27 protein-coding genes are annotated in these 23,926 nt (G+C 43.1%); 18 read left to right on the top strand and 9 right to left on the bottom strand.

All coding sequences use genetic code 11. From position 1 onward, the window contains the following. Positions 1-9: 9 nt before the first annotated feature. The 6 genes from pheT to QXR92_07100 all read left to right on the top strand — a co-directional run bounded on the left by pheT (position 10) and on the right by QXR92_07100 (position 5,615). Complete coding sequence (gene pheT, locus QXR92_07075) at positions 10-1,674, top strand: phenylalanine--tRNA ligase subunit beta (protein ID MEM0319760.1); 1,665 nt, start codon at positions 10-12, stop codon at positions 1,672-1,674. A gap of 39 nt (positions 1,675-1,713) precedes the next feature. Next, positions 1,714-2,478, top strand: coding sequence for an alanyl-tRNA editing protein (locus tag QXR92_07080; GenBank protein MEM0319761.1), 765 nt, complete (start codon positions 1,714-1,716; stop codon positions 2,476-2,478). A 162-nt stretch (positions 2,479-2,640) separates the two neighbouring features. Continuing rightward, complete coding sequence (locus QXR92_07085; GenBank protein MEM0319762.1) at positions 2,641-3,231, top strand: 2-oxoacid:acceptor oxidoreductase family protein; 591 nt, start codon at positions 2,641-2,643, stop codon at positions 3,229-3,231. Next, positions 3,222-3,512 (top strand): 4Fe-4S binding protein, encoded by a 291-nt coding sequence (locus QXR92_07090; GenBank protein MEM0319763.1) that lies wholly within the window; start codon positions 3,222-3,224, stop codon positions 3,510-3,512. Before QXR92_07085 ends, QXR92_07090 begins: the two co-directional genes overlap by 10 nt. Positions 3,513-3,514: 2 nt before the next feature. After that, positions 3,515-4,720: a pyruvate ferredoxin oxidoreductase gene (locus tag QXR92_07095; protein MEM0319764.1), complete on the top strand. Its 1,206-nt coding sequence runs from the start codon at positions 3,515-3,517 to the stop codon at positions 4,718-4,720. 19 nt (positions 4,721-4,739) lie between these two features. After that, positions 4,740-5,615, top strand: a complete 876-nt coding sequence (locus QXR92_07100; protein MEM0319765.1) for a 3-methyl-2-oxobutanoate dehydrogenase subunit beta — start codon at positions 4,740-4,742, stop codon at positions 5,613-5,615. A gap of 28 nt (positions 5,616-5,643) precedes the next feature. Here the strand turns inward: QXR92_07100 and QXR92_07105 are convergent, their stop codons facing one another. Together QXR92_07105 and hisS are read right to left on the bottom strand one after the other, a co-directional pair. Continuing rightward, entirely contained in the window at positions 5,644-5,886 is a 243-nt protein-coding gene (locus QXR92_07105) for a FeoA domain-containing protein (GenBank protein MEM0319766.1), read from the bottom strand. Then, positions 5,870-7,171 (bottom strand): histidine--tRNA ligase, encoded by a 1,302-nt coding sequence (gene hisS, locus QXR92_07110; GenBank protein ID MEM0319767.1) that lies wholly within the window; start codon positions 7,169-7,171, stop codon positions 5,870-5,872. The genes QXR92_07105 and hisS overlap by 17 nt, the downstream gene beginning before the upstream one ends. A 563-nt stretch (positions 7,172-7,734) precedes the next feature. Between hisS and QXR92_07115 the strand changes: the two genes are divergently transcribed. Both QXR92_07115 and QXR92_07120 read left to right on the top strand, forming a co-directional pair. Further along, the gene (locus tag QXR92_07115; protein MEM0319768.1) at positions 7,735-8,007 is read left to right on the top strand and encodes a hypothetical protein; all 273 of its coding nucleotides are present in this window, start codon (positions 7,735-7,737) and stop codon (positions 8,005-8,007) included. Between the two features lie 81 nt (positions 8,008-8,088). Next, a complete protein-coding gene (locus tag QXR92_07120; GenBank protein MEM0319769.1) occupies positions 8,089-8,739 on the top strand; it encodes an HAD hydrolase-like protein in 651 nt (216 codons plus the stop codon). Here QXR92_07120 and QXR92_07125 read toward each other — a convergent pair. Next, entirely contained in the window at positions 8,711-9,004 is a 294-nt protein-coding gene (locus tag QXR92_07125; protein MEM0319770.1) for a hypothetical protein, read from the bottom strand. The genes QXR92_07120 and QXR92_07125 overlap by 29 nt on opposite strands. Before the next feature lie 68 nt (positions 9,005-9,072). On the opposite strand from QXR92_07125, the gene argF reads away from it, so the two are divergent. From argF to QXR92_07150, 5 genes are all read left to right on the top strand, one after another. Continuing rightward, positions 9,073-10,014 carry an ornithine carbamoyltransferase gene (gene argF, locus QXR92_07130; GenBank protein MEM0319771.1) on the top strand — a complete coding sequence of 314 codons (942 nt, stop codon included), beginning with the start codon at positions 9,073-9,075 and terminating at the stop codon, positions 10,012-10,014. 93 nt (positions 10,015-10,107) lie between these two features. Further along, entirely contained in the window at positions 10,108-10,752 is a 645-nt protein-coding gene (locus tag QXR92_07135) for a biotin transporter BioY (protein MEM0319772.1), read from the top strand. Next, positions 10,743-12,002 (top strand): ATP-binding cassette domain-containing protein, encoded by a 1,260-nt coding sequence (locus tag QXR92_07140; GenBank protein ID MEM0319773.1) that lies wholly within the window; start codon positions 10,743-10,745, stop codon positions 12,000-12,002. The genes QXR92_07135 and QXR92_07140 overlap by 10 nt, the downstream gene beginning before the upstream one ends. Next, the gene (locus tag QXR92_07145) at positions 12,003-12,659 is read left to right on the top strand and encodes a hypothetical protein (GenBank protein ID MEM0319774.1); all 657 of its coding nucleotides are present in this window, start codon (positions 12,003-12,005) and stop codon (positions 12,657-12,659) included. Continuing rightward, entirely contained in the window at positions 12,631-13,596 is a 966-nt protein-coding gene (locus tag QXR92_07150; GenBank protein MEM0319775.1) for a biotin--[acetyl-CoA-carboxylase] ligase, read from the top strand. The genes QXR92_07145 and QXR92_07150 overlap by 29 nt, the downstream gene beginning before the upstream one ends. 39 nt (positions 13,597-13,635) lie before the next feature. Here the strand turns inward: QXR92_07150 and map are convergent, their stop codons facing one another. Then, positions 13,636-14,559, bottom strand: coding sequence for a type II methionyl aminopeptidase (map, locus tag QXR92_07155; GenBank protein ID MEM0319776.1), 924 nt, complete (start codon positions 14,557-14,559; stop codon positions 13,636-13,638). Between the two features lie 77 nt (positions 14,560-14,636). Between map and QXR92_07160 the strand changes: the two genes are divergently transcribed. Then, positions 14,637-15,611, top strand: coding sequence for a flippase-like domain-containing protein (locus tag QXR92_07160; protein MEM0319777.1), 975 nt, complete (start codon positions 14,637-14,639; stop codon positions 15,609-15,611). Here the strand turns inward: QXR92_07160 and QXR92_07165 are convergent. From QXR92_07165 to cdd, 3 genes are read right to left on the bottom strand one after another with little or no spacing between them, the layout of a single operon-like run. Next, positions 15,604-17,619 carry a S16 family serine protease gene (locus QXR92_07165; protein ID MEM0319778.1) on the bottom strand — a complete coding sequence of 672 codons (2,016 nt, stop codon included), beginning with the start codon at positions 17,617-17,619 and terminating at the stop codon, positions 15,604-15,606. The two genes, QXR92_07160 and QXR92_07165, sit on opposite strands and share 8 nt — an antisense overlap. Positions 17,620-17,626: 7 nt before the next feature. Continuing rightward, the gene (locus QXR92_07170) at positions 17,627-18,622 is read right to left on the bottom strand and encodes a hypothetical protein (protein MEM0319779.1); all 996 of its coding nucleotides are present in this window, start codon (positions 18,620-18,622) and stop codon (positions 17,627-17,629) included. A 4-nt stretch (positions 18,623-18,626) separates the two neighbouring features. After that, positions 18,627-19,037, bottom strand: a complete 411-nt coding sequence (gene cdd, locus QXR92_07175; protein ID MEM0319780.1) for a cytidine deaminase — start codon at positions 19,035-19,037, stop codon at positions 18,627-18,629. Positions 19,038-19,156: 119 nt separating this feature from the next. Here cdd and speD point away from each other — a divergent pair, with 119 nt between their 5' ends. The 4 genes from speD to QXR92_07195 all read left to right on the top strand — a co-directional run bounded on the left by speD (position 19,157) and on the right by QXR92_07195 (position 22,237). Next, positions 19,157-19,552 (top strand): adenosylmethionine decarboxylase, encoded by a 396-nt coding sequence (gene speD / locus QXR92_07180; GenBank protein ID MEM0319781.1) that lies wholly within the window; start codon positions 19,157-19,159, stop codon positions 19,550-19,552. A 17-nt stretch (positions 19,553-19,569) separates the two neighbouring features. Next, positions 19,570-20,250, top strand: coding sequence for a CDP-alcohol phosphatidyltransferase family protein (locus tag QXR92_07185; GenBank protein MEM0319782.1), 681 nt, complete (start codon positions 19,570-19,572; stop codon positions 20,248-20,250). 69 nt (positions 20,251-20,319) lie between these two features. Further along, positions 20,320-21,267, top strand: a complete 948-nt coding sequence (locus QXR92_07190) for a hypothetical protein (protein MEM0319783.1) — start codon at positions 20,320-20,322, stop codon at positions 21,265-21,267. A 13-nt stretch (positions 21,268-21,280) separates the two neighbouring features. Continuing rightward, positions 21,281-22,237 carry a ribose 1,5-bisphosphate isomerase gene (locus tag QXR92_07195; GenBank protein ID MEM0319784.1) on the top strand — a complete coding sequence of 319 codons (957 nt, stop codon included), beginning with the start codon at positions 21,281-21,283 and terminating at the stop codon, positions 22,235-22,237. A gap of 24 nt (positions 22,238-22,261) precedes the next feature. On the opposite strand, the gene QXR92_07200 is transcribed toward QXR92_07195, so the two are convergent. Beyond that, positions 22,262-23,482 carry a hypothetical protein gene (locus tag QXR92_07200; protein MEM0319785.1) on the bottom strand — a complete coding sequence of 407 codons (1,221 nt, stop codon included), beginning with the start codon at positions 23,480-23,482 and terminating at the stop codon, positions 22,262-22,264. 294 nt (positions 23,483-23,776) lie between these two features. Further along, positions 23,777-23,905, bottom strand: a complete 129-nt coding sequence (locus QXR92_07205; GenBank protein ID MEM0319786.1) for a hypothetical protein — start codon at positions 23,903-23,905, stop codon at positions 23,777-23,779. Between the last annotated feature and the right edge of the window lie 21 nt (positions 23,906-23,926).

Raw genomic sequence — 23,926 nt, forward strand, 5'->3', positions numbered from 1 at the left:
TGATTCCAATTGCCAGTTCTATACTTAAACCCCGAAAGATTGATAAGCTTCATAGGAGACAGAGGAATAGCTTTAGAAAAACTCAACGAAATTCTCTTCTCTCTGAAATCTGAATCAAGTCTTACAGCGGATGGATTGCTTGAAGTTGAAGTCAACAGCGACAGGCCAGATCTCTTTATCAGCGAGGGCATCGCAAGAGCGGTAAAAGGATTGATTGGGTACGAGAAGGGGTTGTTCCAGCCAAGGATACAGGATTCGAGTTACATGCTGAAGGTTGATGAGGTTCCAAGTAGACCTTTTATAGCTATAGGGATTGTGAGGGGAGTTGAGCTAGGAGAGGAAGGTCTTAAAGAGCTTATTCAGTTTCAAGAAAAACTGCATATAACCATAGGAAGGAACAGAAGAAAGATGGCTATTGGGATTCACGATCTCAGAAAGATTCCGAGCCAGGATCTGAGATACACAATGGTAACGCTCGAGCATGAAATGTTCCCCCTTGGTATAAGAGAGAAGAAAAAGATAAGGGAGGTTCTATCGGGAACTCCTCAAGGTAGAAGCTATGGAGAAATATCATTGATAGGAGGAGCCCATCCTGCTATTTTCTCTGGCGATGAAATCATAAGTCTCCCTCCTGTGATTAATTCTGAAATCACCAGAATTGAGCCTGATACAAAAGATCTGCTAATTGATGTAACAGGTATCGATGAGGAGACTGTTCTGAAGACCCTCGATCTAATTACAAGCATTTTGAATGAAAAAACGGGGAGTATTATAGAAAGAGTGCATGTATTGAAGCCAAATGGAGAAAGGAGGAAAGATCCCCTCTTGAACAAAATCCAGCTAGCTCTGGAGAAAGATTATGCGGAAAAAGTTCTGGGACTAAAGCTTGATGAAAAGGAGATAGCTGATCTATTGGAGAGAATGAGATTGGGTGTGGAGAAAGCTGAAGATTTTCTGTTCAGAGTCACAGTGCCTGAATATAGATCTGATATTCTGCATCCAGTCGATCTCGTTGAGGATATTGCAATGGCATATGGATATAGCAGAATAGTTCCCATGAGACCGAGCTTTTCCACAGAGGGCTCACTTGAGAGATTTTCGAGGATTTCGAGAATTCTAAGGATGTATGCTGTGGGTCTCGGCTTTCAGGAAGTTTCCGGTTTTGTATTGACAGGTGACGAAGCAAATCTTTTTCTAAGGAAAGGAGAAAGAATAATGAGAATAAAAAACCCTGTTTCAGAAAATATGAAGTTTGTCAGACCAACCAACATAATTTCTCTTCTCCTAGTTCTCAGGGAAAATCAGCATGTTGAATTGCCGCTGAAAATCTTTGAAATTGGAGAAAATGTCGTTATTGGTGGAAGCAGAATATTGCAGAGAAGGACTATTGCTCTTGCAATAATGAAAGATGAGCTGAGCTTTGAAGAAATTCAAGCCCCAATATATTCCATTCTATCGAATTTCAGTAAAGATGTTGTTTTCAGAAGAGATAGCATTGATTATTTGCTTCAGGGAAGAACAGCTAAAGTCAGTGTTGAGGGCATTCCTGTTGGGATCCTGGGAGAAGTTCATCCACAAATTTTGACCGAAATGGGAATAAAATATCCGGTAGGAGTAGGAGAATTGGATTTGAGCTCTCTCTCCAGCTTGATCGAGAGAAAGAGAACTGCTTAGAGGTAAAAATTTTTGCAAGCAATTGGAGAGGAATAAAAAATGGTCGATGTAAAGGCTTTTGCTGATGGAAAGCCAAAAACAAGAAGAATATATTTAGAAGATTCATATATAAAGAAATTAGAAACTAGTGTTATTGCAGGAATTTGCGAGAGAGGAAGGAAGTGCTATGTTATTCTTGAAGAAACCATATTTCATCCCCAAGGGGGAGGTCAGCCCAGTGATGCTGGGGAGATCACGGGAGAAAATTTCAAGCTATCCGTGAAAAAGGTACTTGATGTGAATGATGTTCTCATTCACTATGGAATTTTGGAGCAAGGAGAGCTCATGCACGCTGGAGAGAGAGTTGAACTAAGCATCGATTGGAATAGAAGGTACAGTATAATGAAAGCACATACAGCAGGACACATACTCGATTATGCCGTCAACGCTGTTATGAGAAAGTATGTAGAAACAATATCAGCAAGTCACTCACCAGAAGGCGCTTATGTAGTATATAAGATAGAGAATGATGATCCTTTGGACCTAGAGAAAGTGGAGTTGGTGGCAAATGAGGCTGCTAGAGCATGCAGAGCAGTGAGAGTTGTGTACATTTCAAGAGAGGAGCTGTTCTCAAAGCTAAATAATGTTCCAAATTTGGAGAGGCTTCCAGTCCTCAGCTCCTATAGAATTATCTCAATAGATGGAATCAACTCGATACCTTGTTCTGGCACACATGTTATGAACACTTGTGAAATTAATGAAATTGAAGTCCTTGGAAAAGAAAAGGTCCAAGGGGGGATTGCTCTACATTATAAAGTCGTATGATAGTGCATTTGAAATAGGCTTATTGTTATCAGCAACACTATTTAAAAGTTTGTTTTAAGTAAAAAACAAATTATTATTATTTACAGAAAGCATTAATACAATAAATATTTTAATATAATGAATGTTTAGAAATATATTGACAAATGTAATTTAGTGATGGTGATGCTAGAAATAATATTCCATGGAAGAGGAGGGCAGGGAGCTGTTACATCCTCTGAGCTGCTGGCATCAGCAGCTAGCAAGGAGGGATATGAAGCGCAGGCATTCTCATTTTATGGTGCAGAGAGGAGAGGTGCCCCAGTCTTTGCTTTTCTGCGAATAGATAAGAAGAGAATTCTCAGGCATGGAATGTTTTTTAGAGCAGATTCCCTAGTAGTCCTTGACAAAGGCTTGTTCAACTTTCAGGATTTCAAGAGAGTCAGGATAAAAAAAGGAGGAAAGCTGATAGTTAATGCTGAGCAGGGAAGCGGAAGTTTCTTTGCGAGCAAGGTCGAGAGGGAAGGAGAGATAAGCGTTTACTCAATAAATGCAACAAAGATTGCCCTGGAAGAGGGCCTGGTTATTGCTGGTTGGCCCTTGGTCAACACTCCAATTCTTGGCGCTCTCGTTAAAATAAATGCCATGCCTAGCCTGAATTCCCTCATTGAAGCAGTGAGGGAAAAATTTGAAGGCCAGCTTGGTGAGAAAAATGCGAGAGCAGTGAAGAGGGCATTTGAAGAGGTTCATTTTGAGGGTGATTTTCCATGGAAGTGAACCTGAGAATTGTGGAGACAAGCGACAAAATTCCCATATCATTCCCATCTGAGGGAGCAGGAGGGAGGACTGGAAGCTGGAGATTGGAGAGGCCAATTGTCAACAATGACAAATGCACAAGATGCTTTCTCTGTGAGATCTACTGTCCAGTAAACGTTATTGATGTCAGAAGGGAAGGGGTTCTCATTGATTATAACTACTGCAAAGGATGTGGCATATGCATGAGAGTTTGTCCGCAGAAAGCTATAACAATGATTCCTGAGAGTGAGGAGGGGAAATGAAAATGCTCTTGTCAGAAAAGAAAAAGGAAAAGATGGTAATAACTGGGAACCATGCTGTAGCCTATGCAGTTAAGCTATCCAGGGTTAAAGTAATATCAGCATATCCAATTACCCCTCAAACATCTATAGTTGAGAAGCTCTCGGAATTTGTGGAAAAGGGTGAGTTGGATGCTAGTATAATCAAGGTTGAATCCGAGCACAGCGCATTGGCAGCTGTTTACGGAGCAGCAATAGCTGGAGCTCGCTCTTTCACAGCAACTTCAAGCCACGGGCTTCTTTACATGCATGAGTGGGTGCATTGGTTCAGCAGGGCAAGAATACCAACAGTTATGGCAGTTGTTACAAGAACAATAGGTCCTCCATGGAATATATGGCCAGACCATTCCGATTTCATTGACCAGAGAGATGCTGGCTGGATCATGTCTTTTGCAATGGATAATCAGGAAGTTGTCGATTTAGTGATACAGGCATTCAAAATTGGAGAAGATCCCTCCGTCTATCTTCCGGTGATGATTGGGCTAGAAGGTTTCATATTGGGAGGAACTGCTATGCCGGTCGAGCTTCCATTTGAAGAGGATGTTGCCAAGTTTCTTGGAGAGAGAAGACAACCATATTCTGTAGCAGACAGCGTTGTCTCTGTTGGAAATCTGACTTCGCCGGAAGATACAGAACTGATGCAAATGGACATACAAGCTGCCATGGAGAGATCCAAGGAGATTATCAGAAAAGTGGATGAAGAATATGGGAGATTGTTTGGTAGAAAATATGGTGGACTAACAAGTTGCTACAGATGCGAAGATGCAAAGTATGTTGCTTTCACTATGGGAGCTTGGAGTGGAGATGCAATGGAAGCTGTAGACATCCTGAGAAACCAAGGTATTGATGTGGGTTTGGTGAGAATCAGATATGTCAGACCGTTCCCCTCTGAAGAGATAAAACAGGCCCTCTCAAGTGCCAGAATGGGCATTGTTTTCGACAGAAGCATTAGCTTTGGAGGATATGGGCAGCTATTCGAAGACATAGCATCAGCTATTGTAAATGCGAGGGAAAAGGCTACAATTGTTAACGTAATAGCAGGTTTAGGTGGAGTGAATATAACTGCTGAAGACTTCGCAAACGTTCTTGGAAAGCTGATAAGTGATTTTGAAGAGGGGAAAGAGCTTTCTCACAAGCTATGGTATCACTCAGGAGAGGTGATGAAATATTAGCCTGGTAAAGCCAAAGATTTTGGGAAACTATAAGAAATATGTTTTACCAGGAGATGCTGCGTGTCCGGGATGCCCAATACCGATAGGATTGAAAGTAGTTTCCAGTGCTACCGATGGAAAGGCCATTCTGGTTATTCCAGCCTGCTGCACATCAGTTGTAGTTGGAAGCGCACCTAAGTCATCTCTCAACATGCCTGTTGTACATGTGCCTTTTGCCAGCGCCGCTTCAGTAGCTTCAGGCATAAGAGAAGCACTGCTCAAGAGAAACAAGGAAGATATGAGCGTCATAGTTTGGGCAGGCGATGGAGGTACAGCAGACATTGGGATGGCATCGCTCAGTGGTGCTGCTGAAAGAAACTCAGACATCATATATATAATGTACGACAATGAAGCATACATGAATACGGGGATCCAGAGAAGCAGTTCTACTCCGGAAGGAGCCTGGACCACAACAACTCCGATCCTGGGAAAAACAGAACAGAAGAAGGACGTAGCGAAAATAATGATGTCGCATAATGTCCCATATGTAGCTACAGCAAGCATAGCTTATCCGCACGACTTCTATAACAAGCTAACTAGAGCTTTGAAAATAAAGGGGTTCAGATTCATCCAGCTCCATTCTCCTTGCCCAGTTGGGTGGAGGTTCGATGCTTCTCTCACGGTTGATGTAGCAAAAGCTGCTGTGGAAACTGGGATGTGGATTCTGTATGAGTATAGAGATGGGAAGCTTGAGTTCTCGAATCCAAGCAAATATTTAATTGAGCACAATGGCTTCAAACCAATTGAGGATTACTTGAAGCTTCAGGGAAGATTCAGCATCATTGGAAGAGAGAGAATAAAGGAGCTATATGCTGAAAGAGATAGAAACATTGAATGGTTCAAAAAGCTGCTCTGATATCTCAAGCTTTAAATCTGAATCTTTTTCAAGTATTATTCTCCTTTTTTTCAATCTCCTCAACTATTATTTTCTCTGCTATTCCTCTTCCAAAAGCAACCTGTATTTTCCTCACCTCAGCTATAATTGGACCATACGAGTTGCGAACTATCCTCATTTCTGTGCCTGGAACTACCCCCAGCCGAAGGAGCTTCGAGAGCACAGCATTTCCACCTACTATTTCCAGTACCTTTACTTCCTCTCCTTCCTTAGCTTCACTCAGCCTCTTCATTCTTAAGTTTCAACTCCATCATTTTTATAGACTCTCCAATTCCCAGCTCTGCTCTAGACCCACTCTCTCTATCTACTATTGTTACCACTCTACTTTCAGCTTCCTTCTTGCCGAAATATATTGCGTATTTATAGTTCATTGCGTTCATTCTCTTTTTCTGCTTTTCTGGAGTCCTTCGAAGCAGATCCATCTCAACAATTATCCCCCTTTTCCTCAGCTCCATAGCATAGTTCCATGCTTCCCTGTATACGGATTCATCGAGAACTACAATGAAGGCCCCATTAATAGCTTCTCTCAGATTTATCAGCTTCCTCTCCAACATTACATCAATTATTCTCTCTATTCCCAGGCTTCCTCCAGTAGCTGGGAGAGGCTCCCCCTTGAACATTGAGATCAAGTTGTCGTACCTGCCTCCTCCAGAAACCGATCCTGGACTACCTTCTGTCAGCACAACTTCAAATATTATCCCAGTATAGTAATCCAGTCCTCTCACCAGGCTGAAATCAAACATCGCCTTATCCTTAGAGTAAAGTAGAGACCCAAGCTGCTCCAGCTCCTCTATATACTTGCTTTGCTCTCCGCCTGCCAAATCTTTTAAAGCATCCCTAACTTCATTCAATTTAGATTTAACGAGCATGGATGAGAGCTCATCTATCTGCTCATTTGATAGACCAATTCTAATCAGCTCGCTTCTAACTCCATTTTCCCCGATTTTGTCTAGCTTGTCTATTGTCCTAAGAATTGTTAGAGATTGCTGACCAAATTTCTTTTCAACTAACTCTCTCAGCAGTCCTCGATGGTTCACTCTAACAAGATAGTCATTGAGTCCTAGATTTTCAAGACACATTGAAATAGTGTTTATAATCTCTGCATCCGCTTCAACATAGGGAGAGCCCACAGTATCTATATCAGCTTGCAGAAATTCTCTGTACCTGCCTCTCTGAGGTTCTTCATGTCTCCATACTAGCGATATTTGGTGTCTCTTGAACGGAAGCTGGATCTCTGGGTGCTGGGAAATGAAGCGAGCCAAAGGTACAGTCAAATCATATCTCAGAGCATACTCCTTATCGCTGAAAGGATCCTTAAATCTCCATACGAGCTTTTCCTCTGCCTCTGGTCCATATTTGCCTGCTAGTGTCTCCCAATATTCTAATGATGGGGTATCCATTGGGGGAAAACCAGCAACCTCAAATATTTTCCTAACTCTATCTATAACCTTCAACCTTGCCCTCATCAGCTCTGGGGGGAAATCTCTAAAGCCTCTTGGGATCTCAGCCTTGCGCATATCAACTTTCCCTTACTCTCTGAAATTTATTGTAATGTTAATAAACTCTGGGTTTTGAGCTATTTTTTCAAATATACCTGCATAGCTCTTGGGTTGCGCCAATCTAGAACTCATCACGAGCTCATAGAGCTTTCTTCAGACACCCTCTTTCCTCAAGGTGAATCAGCTCCAAGCCCTCTTTAGCCAATTAAAAAGCCTTTTCGCTCGAGAAAACCTTTTCATCTGAAGGTACAGGTTTATGGTAGCTTTTAGCTCCTATCATTCTCAGCTCACATTATATGCATTCGTATTTCCGCTTATTTCGGGCATTGATGATCCTAAACCTGGATATCTATTGCTTGTCTTCCCTTGAAGTCATTGTCTTTGATTTGTATGCCATGAAGGACTCTATATGCTCCAGTAGCTATTCGCACCGAAGGCTTCCAGGATGCAAAATGGAGTCTGAATGGAAAGTGCAACTATAAAAAAGAGATCTTAAATAAACAGGATATGAAACAATATATTCTAAAATTTGGAAGGATCTCTTGGACGTTCATGTGAGAATTGAGTCAAGGTGATCGAAAATGGGTATTAAGGAGCCACAGCAACCAACACAGGCTACGGAAAAAGATAAATGGATTCAAAAGATGCTTCGCTCAGCAAGGACATATCACAAGCTTTGTCCATATTATGATAAAAAAACTCAGCAGTGCTTTATTAAGCTCGGGGAGGACTGCGATAGGGATGGGAAATATGATACCTGCCAGGTCTTCATGGACTTCCTGTCATCGAAGTATGATGAGTACGCATCAAAGGGTAGAAGCCTTCCTGTTGACTTTTTAGATATTACACATTGATCTCGCGCCTCATGAGCAAGAGAGAGAAGCTAATGATCATGTATTCAATTGGTTTAAATGGAGGGGAAGAGGAGAAAAATAATGAGTGAGTGGATTGCTATTCTCGACTACGATATGACCATAGTTGACAGCCTGAAAATATTCTATAGAGTTTACAACGATCTTCTCAGGAAGTACTTCGGGGAGGAAGTAAGTATTGATGAATTCAGAGAGATGTTCTGCAAAAATACAATAGATGAATACAAAACTTACCCCCCCAGTTTTTGGGAAGAATTCAAGCAGTTATATAGAGCCATGCATCCAAGCGAGATCTCTCCCATGCCAGGGCTGGGAAATTTCCTGAAAGTTCTTGAAAAATTGGGAATGGAGGCCTATATCATAACTGGGAGAGGGGTAGAGCCGCAGGATATAGAAAGGGAACTCCGCTTTCTGAACATAGAAAAATTCTCGGGGAAGATAAGGACGCTTAAAGGCTCTGGAGGAGAGCATCCATTTGACAAGACAGAGGAAGTTAGAAAGCTCCTCTCTGAAAAGAAGGAATACAAATGCATAATGTTCGGCGACTATGCAGATGATATAATAGCAGCTAAGAAGAATGGCTGCTTGGCAGTGGGCATTACGAATGGCTGCAAGTCCCCAGAATATTTCAAAAGAATGGGGGCAGATTACGTTATAAAAGATTTGGAAGAAGGAGCTGAGCTTGTTAATAGGATTGTGATCCTTCCTCCCTAGCTGAGAGAATAAAATATTTCCCCTTTGATGAATTCACTATCTTGGCCTTTCTCAGCGAATTTACAATCTTTCTAATTTTCTCCTCGCTGGCCATAGTTTTCAGCTCTGAATGGATCTCCTTTATGGTTACCTGGCCCCTACTTTTAATTATGTTCAATATAATCTCCGAGAGCTTATCCTCATGAGGAGTGACCATCACTACTATATCCTTGGACTCATAGATGACTTCTTGACTTCCACTGCGGAATTTCTGCCTAACTTCCAATATCCCACACCTAATATATATTTTGAGCATGCAATAGATAAAAGGAAAAAGGCAAGGAGGAGAAATAGATGGATCCCAGGAAATTGAAGGGTAGAGATTTTCTTTCTATAAATGATTTCACCGAGCTGGAAATGAGATATGTAATCGATACTGCCCGCGAGCTGAAGAGGTTATACTACATGGGAAAGAGAAGGGTTAACCTTCTGAGAAACAAAGTTCTCTTCCTCATATTTCAGAAACCTAGCACGAGAACAAGACTCAGCTTTGAAATTGCCATGAAGCAGCTGGGAGGAGAGGCAATTTATTCTGGATGGAATGAGCTTCAGCTTGGAAGGGGTGAGGAAATATCTGATACTGCCCGCGTTCTCTCCAGATATGGGGACGGGATCGTGGCAAGAGTCTACGGACAGGAAAGTCTAGAGGAGCTGGCAAAATATGCAGAGATCCCAGTCATAAATGCGCTGAGCGATCTAGAGCATCCAGTGCAGGCTCTATCCGATATGATGACTATCGAGGAAGTCTTTGGAAAATTGGAGAACATAACAATATCCTTTGTTGGAGATGGAAGAGATAATGTTCTGAACAGCCTCATGATTTCCTCTCTCAAGCTTGGAGCAAATTTCAGAATAGCCACCCCAGACGAGCTGAGCCCGCTAGAGAGCTATGTAAAAATTGCCTCGGAAATAGCTGATGATAAGGATCTGGAGTTCTTCATTACTAACGACCCTAGAGAGGCTGTCGATGGAGCAGATGTCGTATATACGGATACTTGGGTCAGCATGGGGAAGGAAGAAGAGGCCAGTAGAAGAAAAAGCATTCTGGCACCCTATCAAGTCAACAGCGAACTCTTTTCTCTGGCAAACGAGAAAGCAGTATTCATGCACTGTCTGCCTGCTCACAAGGGAGAGGAAGTTTCCAGGGATGTCTTTGAATCAAGCAGGAGCATTGTATGGCAGCAGGCTGAGAACAGATTGCATTTGCAGAAAGGTCTCCTTTCCATTCTCATCTGAAATCGTTTCATTTAATAACCCTTAAAATATGATTTTTTTGCTGATTTTCAGCTAAGAAAAATGCATTACTTTGAAACGATTTCGGTGAAACTCATGCGCTCATTCCTACCAAGAGCTTCAATCCTCTCTCTTTCAGTTGCGCTGATAGCTCTTTCTGCCCAAATAAAATTCAACCTGGGACCTGTGCCATATACAATGCAGAATATGGGAATCACAATAGCTTCCCTCCTTCTTCCGCCGTTGGATGCATTAATGAGCGTCCTCATTTATATCTCCCTCATAGCTATTGGACTGCCACTTGCTTCAGGAATGAGAGGAGGGATTTCCGTTCTCATAGGATATACTTCAGGATATATTTGGGGGTTCGCTATTTCTGCTCCTCTCATGTCAATGCTTTCAAGGGCCTATTTAAAAAGGAAGAAGATCCCTCTGAGAAGCATAGGAAAGAGAGAGGCAGCAGCTCTCCTTCTGATCTCAGTGCTTTCATTTATTCCAACATACTTACTGGGATATCTCGTTTTCCTCAGATATGCTGTTCCTAGCTCTTCCCTCTATCTCTGGAGCTCCAATGTGGCATCAAGCATTGGTTTCTCATCAGAAAACATATACCTCATGATCTTTGCTGCCTCAGTTCTCATTTTTCTCCCCCAGGATGTTCTGATGGATCAAACTATTGGAATAGCGCTGGCGAAGGAGATCGATCGCTTTCTGCATGAGAGGGGTATTGAATGGGAATAAATGGAATAGAGGCAAGAGAACTATCAATATCAGCGAAGAGAAGGAAAATACTCGAGAACATAAATTTTGAAGCTAGTCAGGGAGAGCTAGTAGTTATCAGCGGACCGACTGGAAGCGGAAAATCTACGCTCATGAAGGCGATAGGAGGAATACTTTACAGCGTATACAGCGGATTCGATGTGTCAGGAAAAATATCTGTTTTTGGTTTGAATCCTGAAAATGCTCTAAAGAGAGGATTTATTTCCTATGCTCCACAGGACTCCAGGAGCTTCTTCATTGGCAGGAATGCTCTAGAAGAACTTGAGTATCATGGCATTAATTGGAAAGAGATCTCCTTTCCAGAAGAAAAGCTGCTCATTCCAATTAGGAATCTCTCTGCTGGAGAGCAGTACAGGCTCATAGCTGAGATCTCATTTGCTGCCAAGAAGAAAGTCATAATGCTGGATGAGCCCTCCGCCTTTCTTGACTCAGAAACACTGAGCAGAATTCTAAGCATTGTTAAGGAAAAAAGCAGAGAGGAAAGGTCAATTGCTCTTATCTCTGACCACAGAGTGGAGGGCTCAACAATCGGAGCTGATAGGAAAATTGAGCTTGGAAGCCCACAAGTTAGCTGCAATAGGCCAGACCTATCCTCATGGATGAACAAGAAAAAGGGCGGGAAAATAGCTTTGAGAGATTTTTCCTTGAAAAAGGGAAACAAGATCATTGCGAGAGGAATAGAGTTTGAGGTTGGAGAGGGGGAAATAGCAGCTCTTCTTGGTCCGAACGGTTCGGGAAAGAGCAGCTTGCTGAGGGAAATCGCGATTGCTTCCTCCAGAAATGCAAAAAATGAAGTTATAACAAGCGGAAGGGTTTTCTACATAGCAGAGTCTCCTCTTTATCCCTTTGCAGAGTCAACAGTGATTGGAGAGATAAGAAGATGGAAAAGAAAAAATTGGGAAAATGGAGGTATGGAGGAAAAAATTCTGCAGGCCTTCAATCTCCATGAGCTCTCTCAGCTGCTCCCATTTTCTCTAAGCATTGGGCAGTCCAGGGCTCTCTCAATTGCTTCATCAATACTTGCCGAACCAGATATATTGATCATAGATGAGCCATCCTTGGGACTAGACAGGTGCCTATTCGAAGCAGTAATCGAGTACTTGGAATCATTCAGGAGCTCTGGAGGAACAGTTCTTATGGCAACCCACGATCCAAGGCTTGTCTCCATTTCTGACAGGAAAATATACATGGAGAGCTTTCTGGTGAGATAAATGCACAGCATTGTTGATTCTCTCTTCTCCCCAAGCAGGAGAAGAAGAGTGGATCCGATCTTTATGCTATCAGCCAGCATCATCTATTCCATAGCAATTTTTCTCCTTCCATTAAAATGGCTGATCATCGTTTCTTCCTCATCATTGATTCTTCCGCTGCTCTCTGGTGCTTCTATATCTGCAACTCTCATAGCAACACTTTTCCCCTCATTTGTCTATGTTCTTTTGGGTTCATCGATTCAGCTGTTCGCGCTAAAAAGCATTGAGATTTCCTATTTGTATTTGAACTTTTTCAGATTGCTTGCTCTGAGCTCATTTTCCATTTTCTATATAAAGCTCTCAGATATACCAAGAACAATCAGAGGGCTTTCAAGATTGTCGAGGGAAATCGCACTGTCTACTGCAATGTCAATTAAGCTGATATATGAGGGCAGCTGGCTCATGGCTGAGCTCTATGAACTTGAAAAAATAAATAATCAATTCGAGAGAAGTCTGAGAGTGAGGGCAGGAGGACTGTTGCAATTCTCAAGGGCTCTGCTCTTCAACCTCCTCAATAGTGCAATCTTTTCAATGGAGGCGGCAGCATCCCTTTTTCCTAAATTATTTGAAGAGGCAGGTCGAGCAAAAGATGAGCAAGCTATCGAGGACAAACATTGAGATTTTCAAACTGCTCCTAGAAAGGGGCAAACTATCGGGGGAGGCCTTGTCTAGAGAGCTCGGGATATCTAGAGCTACAGTGAGCCGAAGGGTTAAGGAGCTAAATGAAAACGGCTTTTTCATCAATGCGGATGATGAGGGCTACTCTGTCCCCTCCAATGAATTGCTATTGTTCCTAAATAATTTCCTTGGAAAAATGAGGGCTTCTCTTCAATACAGGGCTGTGCTCCTCGATTCATGCGACAGCTCACAGGACCTTGCAGAGGATATGGCAAGAAGAGGTGCTGAGGAAGGAAGCTTCGTGATTTGTGGAGAAATAAAGAGCGCAAGAGGCAGGCTTGGGAGAAGGTGGATCGCGAATCGAGGAGGACTATGGCTCTCCCTCATTCTGAAGCCAGGCTTCATCGAGGGTATACATCTAATTTCACTAGCGCTTGGAGTTTCCTTTGCCCAGGGGATAGAGGAAGTGCTTGGAGTGTCGCCCAAGCTTAAATGGCCCAATGATATAATGATAGCAGAAAGGAAAGTTGGAGGCATTCTGGTTGAAGCAAAGGTGGATCCTGATGGTTTTGCTTATGCAATTGCTGGCGTGGGAATAAACGTTAACAATGATATAGAACCCTTTTTGAAGCAAGAGGCAGCCTCCCTTAAGAACATTGTAGGGAGGGAAGTACCAATTATTCCCCTATTGGGAAGATCTCTCTATCTATTCAGCCAGAAATATGAGAATCTGAAGGCTAAGAGGACCCAGGAAATTATTCTCCAATGGAAAGCAATGTCCATGACATTGGGAAGGAGAGTGAAAGCCATTTTCAAGCCAGACGATGCTAAGGAAGGGATAGCTGTTGACATCGCTTCAGATGGCTCTCTCATTCTTCAGCTGGACAGTGGTGAGAAGGTGAGAATCTATGCAGGAGACATTGTACATCTTAGGTAATCTGAGAATATTTTCAATGTGGGGAGAGGACCAATAGATTCACTTCTCTGACGTATAGGTTATCACTTCCTTGTCCAAAATTAGAAAGCTCTCCTCTGCTTGAGCGACCTGAGAACCGCTTATCTCGATCAGAACTGGATACTGCTGGGCAGCTCCATTTCTCAACAACTCAGAAACTGCGTTTCTGAAGATATGAAAGTTCTGCTCCGATGCATACCATCTCTCAGAAAAGGGCAGCTCCTCTCTCTCCTGGTAAATTCTCTCATATATGCTCCTCGATTCATTGCTGATGCTCTTCAGCTTTTTTGGAGGAACGCTCTTCAATGAGTAGATCCCTATAACTTTTCCATCAACTACGTAGCCTTTCCCCTTGGTGGAAAAAGGTTCGATAGCTACTGCAGAGTTGGAATTTATGCTTCCTCTAATTCCAAAAGATGAAACGTTTGGAATGCTAAGCCCCGTGTGCAGCTTGAATCTCTCCAGCCCATGACCCGTGAGGTTTCTTATGGGAGTAGCTCCATAGCTCCTGATTACCCTCTCTATTGTTTCTCCTATCAAAGATAGCTTCACTCCAGGATGCAGTATTTCCCTAACCCTCTCAACAGCCTCTTGAGCAGCCTTGATTAGATCCTCATTCTCTCCATCGAGATCAATGCTTATAGCAGTATCTGCTATATAGCCGTTGACGTGCACACCAATATCAATTTTCAGAATTCCCCCCGCCTCCAGAACTTCCTTGCTGTCGAGTAGGGGAGAGTAGTGCGCAGCAATTGAGCCAATGCTTAGATTCACTGGAAAGGCTAGGGATCCGCCAAGCTCTCTGATGATGCCCTCTATTTCCTGGGCCAGGGAAAAAAGGCTCACTCCTTTTCTCACCAGCCCTCTGGCCCTCCTCTTCACCTCGCTGGCTATTTTACCTGCTTTGAGATAAGCATTAATTACCTCTGGAGCTAACGATGTCAAGATGAACACCTGTCACCAGTAGAATGAATAAGAACAGAGAAAATAAATAGTTTAACGCAGATGAGGTAGTCCGCATAATGAAATTGAATCCATGGCTACTGGTAGCGGTTAGCTTACTAATAGTTGCAGCAATATATGCAGCATATCTGGAGATACTGGAGATCAATATTCTACAGGCAATGAGGAACAACTTGCTGGGAATATTCATATCCGCAGCATTTATGCTTGTGGCAGAGATAGTGAAATCAATTCGCTCACTCATAATTTTTAGAAAAATAGGTTATAGAGTAAAATTCAAGAACATTCTGATATCGCGATTTGTTGGAAACTTCATGGGAATTGTTACTCCATCGAGCTTTGCCTCCGAGCCAGGAAGGGTCATGAGCCTGGCAATGCTTGAGGGGACCCCCATGGAGGGAATAATGGCAGCTGGAGTTCTTGAGACTTTCTACGATTCAACTTTGATAGCAATAGTAGCAGCAGGCTTCTCGCTATACAAGCTTCCTAGCTCAATTCTGATATTGCTCTCCTCTTTCTTCATCCTTGGCCTCTGGACATTTATTTTTGCTGGCTTCGTCTTCAGAGATTCCATATTTCGCAGAGTATTTTCTTATTTGGAGAGGAGAATGGGTGATAGAATAGTGGGCGCTTCAAGGAAAATACTAAGCCGCTATGCAGAATTTGCAGAATTCACGAAGAGCGGATTGGACCCTGAAATAAGCATTTCATCATTCCTCATAACCATACTCACTCTCCTGCTGTACTCCGCAAGCTTCCTCTCATTTACATCTGATTCCTCAGGAATGCTCTTTCAGCTAATCCATGGGGCAATTGCATATTCTTCAAGCTATACAATGCAGGTCTTTCCAACACCAGGAGGAAGCGGCTTCTTCGAATATGCTCTTTCCCTGTCATTGAGCGCTTATACCTCTGCTCTATGGAGAATCACATATCTGATGGTGAACTTAATTCCGGCTGGATTGATCCTGATCTTCTTCGTGAAAATAAGGAGTGTTATATCCGAAAACATAAAAAAATCCATATTCAGCTAGTTTCAGCAGCCTTCTCAACATTCTCATTGCCAGCTCTCTTCCTGGTTAGATAGAGAGCTACTGCAATGAAGAACAGTGTTATGACAAGTATAATGAACAAATATCCGTCTCCAGAAACAGGCGAAGAGCCTGATGGAGAACTCGTTGGTGTGAAGTTGCTGGGTGTTGTTGTTGTAGTTGTTTGTGTGGGCTGAGTTGTGAAAGTTGATATGGGCTGAACCTGTGTGCTTCCACCATATATCTGCCCCAAAGTGAGAAGTGTTTCATAGATTCCAGCTTGTAGAGCTAGAGTGAGCGCGCTGTAAAGATAGTTGGTGTTATTTGTGGAGAGATAGTTTTTCAAATAGTTATTTGCTTGCTCACTGTATCCTAGAACAATTGCGCTGACATAGCCCACCCTTCCCAATGTGCTGTTTATGTTAGCTAGCTCTGCACGAACTATGCTCAAGAGGTCAGTGTTGAAGAGGAGATGGGTATCGAGAGTTGCTCTGCTGACAGTAGCAACAGAATAGTATAGAGAGGCAGGATAGCTTCCAGAATAATAAGTATTGTAAGCATTATTGAACATTGAATTCAGCGTTTGTAGGTCTGTGGAAACGTTCACCTCTGAGGCCAACGACTGATAGTATGTCAGCACAGACTTGGCGTACTGAAGATAATAATCAGCAATATTTTTCAAATATTCTCCGCTAACAGGAGGAGAAGGCAAGTCGCCATAGGAAATCCAGTTCTGAATCGTGAACTGCGAGAGATTTGCTACAGCTAAGTCAAGGGGATCCGTGAGGACTACTCTCCATTTTCCTGAGGAATAGTCATACACTCTGTAGATGCTTTGAGCAGCAGCGCTTAGGGCGGACTGCGCATTATCCAACCTATCCATAGCAACTAAATAGCTTTCGAGCTGGGAAAATGTATTTACACTCAAGTTGTATATTCTTTCTTTCAGTGAAGAGAGAGTGCTGTTAACTGAATTGATGTAAGTTTGTATTAGATTTGGATCCACAGTTGTTTTCACATATATTATTGCTGCATTTATGGCTATATCTGCCATGTATAGAGAGCTAAGCGAACTGTAGTATTCTCCAGCACTCCACAGGTTGTTTGAGCTCTGAATGTAAAGCGAGCTCTGATTCAAATAGCTTTGGACTATGCTCTGGTCTATGGAAGAAGCATATTTGTTGCTGAGCTCTGCCAGCTCCCCTACACTTTGATTGTAAATTTTGAGCAAACTATTTCTCCAATCGCTGAATATTTGCTTCTGCTCCAAAGTGTATGTTGCATTCGAGGGAGTTTGTGGTGGAAGAGACACATTCTCGAGGAAATAAGAAAGAGCATCCCTCAAAGTAGTAACTTGAACAACCTTCACTCCTAGGTTCTCACCCAGCTGAGAAAGATTCACAGTCCTCGTTACTGTCCTGTATATAGTACCAAATGGAGTGGACTGTGAAACGATCTGCTGCTCTGTTTCAATAAGCTGCCCTACAGGTACAAGAAAAGTCTTGTATCCAGCAGAAGCTGCAGCCTGGAGTTTATCGGACAGACCTCCTACAGGTCCTATTGTTCCATCCGGATTTATCATTCCGGTCATGGCCACCGTGCTATTGATATTTGCCCGAAGAATAGCAGCTACAACCCCAACAGTCATTACAGCGCTTGCGCTGGGCCCTCCTATTATCAGGCTGGGGGACTTCATGGAGAAGAAGTAATCATACTTTCTGTAGTCTATCCCAAGAAGGGATGCTGCCACGAGAACTGCAATCCTGGCCGAGGATTGGGTATCAAGCTGAGTGACGGGATCCGAAGAGAAGTAGACCTGACCGCTGCCTGGATAGGCAACAGTTACTGTAAGATTGGTAACTACTCCTCCTCCTCCCGAGCTGACTGCTAAAGCAGGTAGATTAATGGATACTAGATAGTCGTAGTGAAATATTACAGGAGATGAAGCCACTGCTGAAACTGGAATGAGAAATATTAGTAGGACTGTAAATATCGGTAAAAAAGCTCTCAAGCATTTTTCACCCCATTACTCTCTTTACAAATGTTTCTTCCTCTCTTATTCCAACAATTAAATCTACCATTTTCTCCCTCTCCGATAAAAAGGCTTTCCCCCTCACAATTGCTTTCCCTCCTCTGTTCATGGCATTTGTATAGAGACCTTCATAGGAAATCACCCTTCCCCTCATCCCATCTTCAATTTCTGATGCACCCTCTATTTTCCTCAATATTCTTATCTCGTGAATGCTGGGATAGAGGTAAGAATAGCAGGATGAGGGCTGAAGCTCAGCCAATATAGCTGCACTTCCCACACTTTTCCCCTCAATTACTTGATAGTTTCCTACCTCTTCTCTGGAAGACAGCAATATGAGCGAAACCCTTTTTCCCTCAAAGACGCCTCTCCTCCTCTCATCGTACATGTCCTTTAAAAGATCCTTGGATAGAGAAAGCCTCTCCGAATTCCTCTGTGCCCATAGATCCAGCTCTTTTCTCTCAAAAGACAGAATTGGGGAGGCCTCCATAAGTGCCTGCACGTTTCTGCAGCCCCTCACAGTCATGTCAATGTCGCTTATGCTTATGCTATGGATACCTGCCAAGATACTTCCAGTTACTCCTATAGCACTACTGCTTACTCCTATCTCTCTCAAAGCATCATACAGTCTTAGAGCCGTTAGTTCCAGCTCATCTGCAGCTCTTTTAAGAACTCTCCTCATTCCATCCTCCGGCTTCAACAATTTTCTTATTTCCGTATAGTCCATTATGGGAAATATGGAGTGCAGCATGGGATCAAATGCTTTCCTTGGTGAGAGCTTAACAACAACAGGTTCATAGCTTTTGAAAATTCTTCTATAGGCAACACCGCTTTTCTCCCAATATCCCTTTCTTGATAATAAATACTTCTCTAGAACATAGCATCCTCCTCTAGGATGAAAGTAGCCTATAGCCTGTCCTATTTCAAAATTTCTTCCGATAACTATGTCGTGATCCTCGCACTCTCTATTCAGCGCGGGAAGCAAAGCTTCAAGCTTCCCTCCTCTCGAATGATAGAAATGCTCTGGGCAAAAGATCCTGAAGCTTGAATCTCTCGAGCCTTCCAGCACTGTTGGCAACGATTATTTCCGATTCAATGCCAAACTCAGCAATCACCTGCCTGCATGCACCGCAGGGATAGGGGAGCTCCTTTCCCTCTGCATATACCAGAACTGCCCTGATCTTTCTCTCTCCTTCTGAAACAGCCTTGAAGACAGCAACTCTCTCTGCACACATTGTCAGCCCGTAGCTAACATTTTCAACGTTTACCCCTCCATACATTTTTCCCGATTCAGTCAGAACCACAGCTGCCACCCTGAATTTAGAGTAAGGAGAATAAGAATTTTCTATAATCTTCTTCGCCATGCTGAGCATTTTCTGGATTTCTTCATCGCTGGTCACGAATATCACCGTATTACCATAGAGCTTCAATATATTATATTAAATATTCGGTTTGAGACCTTTCAAAGGGGGTTATATTTAAATTTTCTTTTTTTGCATTTATACCCGGTGTTTTAGCTATGGAGAGAATACAGCTCTTGAGGAGAATAGATGAGGAGGAAAACAGAAAGGAGCTAGTATATGGAAGGCACTTCTATGGAAATTTGAAGGGCTGCAATAAAGATACGCTGATGGATGAGATGAAGCTGACATCCATAGTGAAGGAGGCCACTCGAATCGGCAATATGACCCTGCTTGACATAAAGTCATGGAAAATAGGTTTTGGTGTAACAGTTGTAGCGGTTATACTTGAGAGCCACATAACTATACACACGTGGCCAGAATTTGGTTTTGCTACAGTGGATGTTTACAGCTGCGGAGCCCACACGAGACCGAAGGAAGCCTTCGAATATATTGCCGAAAGCCTGGAAGCAAGTGAAATTGAGTTCGGAGAAGTGGATAGAAGTCTCGCATAGTTTTTTTTGTGGTTTATATGCTCAAAAAATCCCAAGTTCCCAATACAATAACAGTTCTGAACACATTCGTAGCATCTTACGCATTGCTTCTATCATTCAGAGGAGACAATGTGCTAGCAATCAGGCTGATTTTCATTTCTTTAGCCCTGGATGTTCTTGACGGCCTTCTAGCTAGAAAGCTGAACTCCATGAGCGAGGAGGGTGAACTGCTAGACAGAGTTACCGATAGGATATATCAAATCATTGTGCCATCACTAATTTACGTGCAATCGCAGTCTTGGTCCTTCCTATCCCAGCTCTATGCCTGCCTTATAATAACAGTGAGCTTCTGGAGATTGATAAGGAAAGTGCCCTCCAAGGACAAATTTCTCGGTCTTCCCCTTTTTGCTCACACTTTTGTTATAATTGCTGGGTACCTGAGCGGCTTTATTCCTCCCCCCTACCTTCTGTTGGCAATGGCTGCACTGAGCGCCCTTCCCATTTCCTATTTCAGAAGATTCGGAAAAGGAGAGCCCAGGGAAACAAAGGGAACTGCATGGCAGCTCAGAATGGGCATCCCCCTAATCCTAGCCTTTTCTCCGTATGGCCAACTATCTCTTTTCTTCACGGTTCTGGAAATATTGGTTCTCCTCTATGCCTTCGCTGGATGGATCCCTCTTTCCTTAAGGAATTCCCATTTTTACAATGAAAAATCTTAAAAAGATACCTTGTCAATAGAAAAAGTAATCGAGCATTTATAATTAACAATGCAGAGGATGGTGTTTGAAATGGAGCTGTATGCCAAGCATGGTGCTACTGAGGGAGCTCTGTCTATTCTCGAGAAGATAGAGAGCGATCTGAAGGATGCAGAGAGCTGGAGAGACTTTTCGGGAAGGCTCTTCAGACTGAGCACGGAGGCTCTCGAGAAGAGACCTACTTCAGCCCTTCTAATAAATACGCTTAGGCAGCTTCTCAAGTACGCAGTTGAGCAGCACAGCTCAGGAAGAAGCATTGATGAATTCAAAAAAGAATTCTACGGTAAGATCGATGAGGTGAGGAAGAAAACGATAGAGTCCGTGGAGAAGCTGAGCGAAATCGGGGCTAGATGGCTTCCCGAGGACTCAATATTGCTCACACACAGCTATAGCACTAGTGCTATAAGAACCATTGAAAAGGCCAACAAGCTTGGGAAAATAAAGGAAGTATATGTTACAGAGTCCAGACCTGGGAGCGAGGGTGTCTACACTGCCAGGCTTTTGGCAACTATGGGGATCAGGACAAACCTGATAGTAGATTCAGCTGTTAACTACTATATGGGGAACATCGATTTTGTTCTGCTGGGGGCTGAAGCAATAACAGCGCATGGAGCTCTTGTGAACAAGGTTGGATCAAGCCAGATAGCTCTTTCAGCATACAAGAGAAGAACGAGGGTAATAGTCCTCTCTGGAACCTATAAGTTCAGCTTTGAGACGCTTCTGGGAGATAGAATAAAAGTTCCCTTTGCCAGCCCCTCTTTGCTCGAAATTCCAAATGAAATGCTTTCTTCGGATAAAATTCGCCTCAGTGTTCCACAGATGGATGTGACTCCTCCAGAGTACATAGATGTAATAGTTACTGAGATGGGAATAACTTCTCCTGAGGGCGTGCCAATTCTGCTTTGGGAAGTATATGGAGGATGGCTTGGAAATCTTCCCGATATAAGGGATCTTCTTAATGAGCTGAAGAAAATTTCATGAAAGGTGCGCTGAATTGATCCCATCAGCAGTTAGCAAAATAGCAGATGATATAAGAGAGATGAGGATAAGAGGGGCTGGGGCCATTGCTTTAGCAGCAGCTGAGGCAATGAAGCTCGCTGCTCAGAGCTATGAAGGAAGCAGCGCTGCCTTTGCCGAATATATGAGAGAAATAGCTAGGCTTCTGCTCCGCACCAGACCGACTGCAGTCTCACTTCCCAATGCAGTTTTCTACATCCTAAACAGAATGCCAAAGGATCCAGGCTCTCAGAGAGATGCAATAATAAGGACAGCAGATGAGTTCATTTCGCAGATGAAATCAGCTCAAGCTAGGTTGGCAAAATATGGCTCCAAGCTAATAAGAGATGGAAGCGTGATAATGACTCACTGTCACAGCACAGCTGTAGTAAGCACGCTAGTAACAGCTTGGAGAGATGGAAAAAGTTTCGAGGTGATCAATACAGAGACCAGGCCGAAGTTTCAGGGGAGAATCACTGCCTCGCTTCTTGCTAAGGAGGGGATCCCCGTTACCCATGTTCCCGATTCTAGCATGAGGTACCATATCTCGAGAGCAGACATGGTTATAGTAGGAGCAGATACGGTTACTAGCGATGGACACCTTATCAACAAGATCGGCACCAGCCTGTTGGCTCTAGCTGCCAAGGAGGCAGAGATAGAGTTCTACAGTGCAAGTGAGTCAATAAAGTTCAGCCCAGCATCTATGGCAGGAGGTCAGGTGATCATTGAGGAAAGGGAAGCCTCAGAAGTTGTGGGGGAAGGCAGCGAGCTGCTGCACGTGGATAACTTGAGAATAAGGAATCCTGCTTTCGATTTCACGCCGCCGGAGCTGATTACTGGCTTCATAACAGAGTACGGCATACTTCCTCCCAGAGCAACTTCACTCATAATAAGGCATGTTTTCGGCCTTTCAAGCGGAATGATGCAGATCAAGCTGCTTGAGGATGAAGCATAGATAGCAGCTTTTTCATTTGCTTCTCTATCCTCCTATGCTGTAAAGGAAGCTCACAAAGCTGGTGATATCAGTGTTGTTCAGGAAATAGACTTTATTGACTCCTATCATTCCTAGCACGCTGCTCCAGCTACCAAGTGATCCGTTTATCCTAGATATGTAGGATGTAACAGCTGAATAAATGCTCGTGGGCTCGGCCTGAACTAGCTCCGTGAAGTCCTGTCCAAGGAGCTGGGCTCCTCCCGGATCCAACAGCGATGCCTTGCCATTTCCATACAGGACTAGAAGAAAGCCGTAATAGCGACTTCCATGCAGACCTGTCCCGTTCAATATAACAACATAGATTTGAGGTGCGGAACCATAGTATGTCAAGTAGAAGTTCTCAAGCATTGAGGCGAAAAGAATGGCCTCATTTTTCGAATCTCCTATTCCCAGAGAGAGAGTTTCCGTCCCGCTCCTTAGATAGAAGGGAAGCTCCTGATAGGAAAAAGAGGAGCTCGAAGAATTGTAGCTTACAACTAAATAGGGAGTGTCAAAGTTATATAAAATTGTTTGCTTAATATAATTGTAAATTTTGTACATAGCAACATATGGATTCTCCCTGCTGTTTCCAAAAATGCTGTAAACTGCTTGTGCAATAGCAGGGGAATTGTAATCTATGAACATGCTTGAGTATGGCGTTAAGCTTCCCCTCAGTTTGGTCATGTTTGAAATGGAGGCAAGATTTGAATCTATGGAGCTCATGCTCTCTGCAAGCTTTGAGGAATTGATGCTCAGCTTCTCATAGCTGTCCAGGAGTTGCTGGTAAGATTGATTTAAAGACCTATATGCATCGGAAAGGGCCGTGAAGTTAGCACTGAGGGATAGAAGCATCTCCTTTGTAGTGTTCAGCTCGTTGCTAACCTGCAGAAAACTGCTGAGATTGCTCCTCAGCGCACTGTTCTCGCTCTCAAGCTGGGAGATCCGCTGGGTCAAATTGGCAATTGTGGAGTTGCATGAGAGCATTGCTGACATATATGTGGAATTAATGTTGAAGAGGGCTGCCCTAAGCTGCTGAATAACATTGAGGCTCTCAATGAATGACTGATTAAGGCTTGTATAGTTCCCAAGGAGAGACTGATATCTCTCCAAGAGCTGAGATAAGTCAGTGCTCCTGTTGCTGTTATAGGAGACGAGGAGTATAACAGCATCCACAAGAACTATTGTAATAATTAGAAGGGCAACAATCTGAATTAGCCTAGTATTCATTACCTCCACTCTCTGTTATTCCATGCTAGAGGATTTCCCACTCAAAATAGCTTATTGGTAGTCATCAAGATAAATTTTTATTATAGGAAAACTGAGCTCGTGAGAACTTGAACTCAGGAAATTTAGCTTAGGAAGCTCTGTTCCAGTGTGTTGGTGTTTCATGGTTTTTGCGTGAGTTGAAATATGACATATTGTTTCTAGGCTAAGGTCTTTGACGCTCCATGGATCCCGCAGAGTACTTCTCGCTTTAACACACTTTTCAACTGTTACAATACTAAATTCTATGAAATCTCTTTAGCTAGTAATCACCTCAATCTTGAGAAACCTGTCTTCCTCCTCGTTTCTAGCTGTTCTAACTCTTTGCTTAAAGCAGTTCACTACATCATCTACATCTATTCGAAGTGTGGAAATTCTACTACTCATACTCTAGCCCCCGATTGCATT

This window comes from Fervidicoccaceae archaeon (assembly GCA_038734945.1).
Classification (GTDB): domain Archaea; phylum Thermoproteota; class Thermoprotei_A; order Sulfolobales; family Fervidicoccaceae; genus ARK-14.

Bases quoted from the DNA above. Each gene is read 5' to 3' on its own strand.
- QXR92_07205 (MEM0319786.1), bottom strand. From the start codon at position 23,905: ATGAGTAGTAGAATTTCCACACTTCGAATAGATGTAGATGATGTAGTG.
- hisS (MEM0319767.1), bottom strand. From the start codon at position 7,171: ATGCGCAAGGCTGAGATCCCAAGAGGCTTTAGAGATTTCCCCCCAGAG.
- QXR92_07105 (MEM0319766.1), bottom strand. From the start codon at position 5,886: ATGAAGAGGCTGAGTGAAGCTAAGGAAGGAGAGGAAGTAAAGGTACTG.
- QXR92_07120 (MEM0319769.1), top strand. From the start codon at position 8,089: ATGAGTGAGTGGATTGCTATTCTCGACTACGATATGACCATAGTTGAC.
- QXR92_07115 (MEM0319768.1), top strand. From the start codon at position 7,735: ATGGGTATTAAGGAGCCACAGCAACCAACACAGGCTACGGAAAAAGAT.
- speD (MEM0319781.1), top strand. From the start codon at position 19,157: ATGGAGAGAATACAGCTCTTGAGGAGAATAGATGAGGAGGAAAACAGA.
- QXR92_07135 (MEM0319772.1), top strand. From the start codon at position 10,108: ATGCGCTCATTCCTACCAAGAGCTTCAATCCTCTCTCTTTCAGTTGCG.
- QXR92_07080 (MEM0319761.1), top strand. From the start codon at position 1,714: ATGGTCGATGTAAAGGCTTTTGCTGATGGAAAGCCAAAAACAAGAAGA.
- QXR92_07160 (MEM0319777.1), top strand. From the start codon at position 14,637: ATGAAATTGAATCCATGGCTACTGGTAGCGGTTAGCTTACTAATAGTT.
- QXR92_07200 (MEM0319785.1), bottom strand. From the start codon at position 23,482: ATGAATACTAGGCTAATTCAGATTGTTGCCCTTCTAATTATTACAATA.
- QXR92_07085 (MEM0319762.1), top strand. From the start codon at position 2,641: ATGCTAGAAATAATATTCCATGGAAGAGGAGGGCAGGGAGCTGTTACA.
- QXR92_07150 (MEM0319775.1), top strand. From the start codon at position 12,631: ATGAGCAAGCTATCGAGGACAAACATTGAGATTTTCAAACTGCTCCTA.
- QXR92_07095 (MEM0319764.1), top strand. From the start codon at position 3,515: ATGCTCTTGTCAGAAAAGAAAAAGGAAAAGATGGTAATAACTGGGAAC.
- argF (MEM0319771.1), top strand. From the start codon at position 9,073: ATGGATCCCAGGAAATTGAAGGGTAGAGATTTTCTTTCTATAAATGAT.
- QXR92_07140 (MEM0319773.1), top strand. From the start codon at position 10,743: ATGGGAATAAATGGAATAGAGGCAAGAGAACTATCAATATCAGCGAAG.
- QXR92_07090 (MEM0319763.1), top strand. From the start codon at position 3,222: ATGGAAGTGAACCTGAGAATTGTGGAGACAAGCGACAAAATTCCCATA.
- QXR92_07185 (MEM0319782.1), top strand. From the start codon at position 19,570: ATGCTCAAAAAATCCCAAGTTCCCAATACAATAACAGTTCTGAACACA.
- QXR92_07190 (MEM0319783.1), top strand. From the start codon at position 20,320: ATGGAGCTGTATGCCAAGCATGGTGCTACTGAGGGAGCTCTGTCTATT.
- QXR92_07145 (MEM0319774.1), top strand. From the start codon at position 12,003: ATGCACAGCATTGTTGATTCTCTCTTCTCCCCAAGCAGGAGAAGAAGA.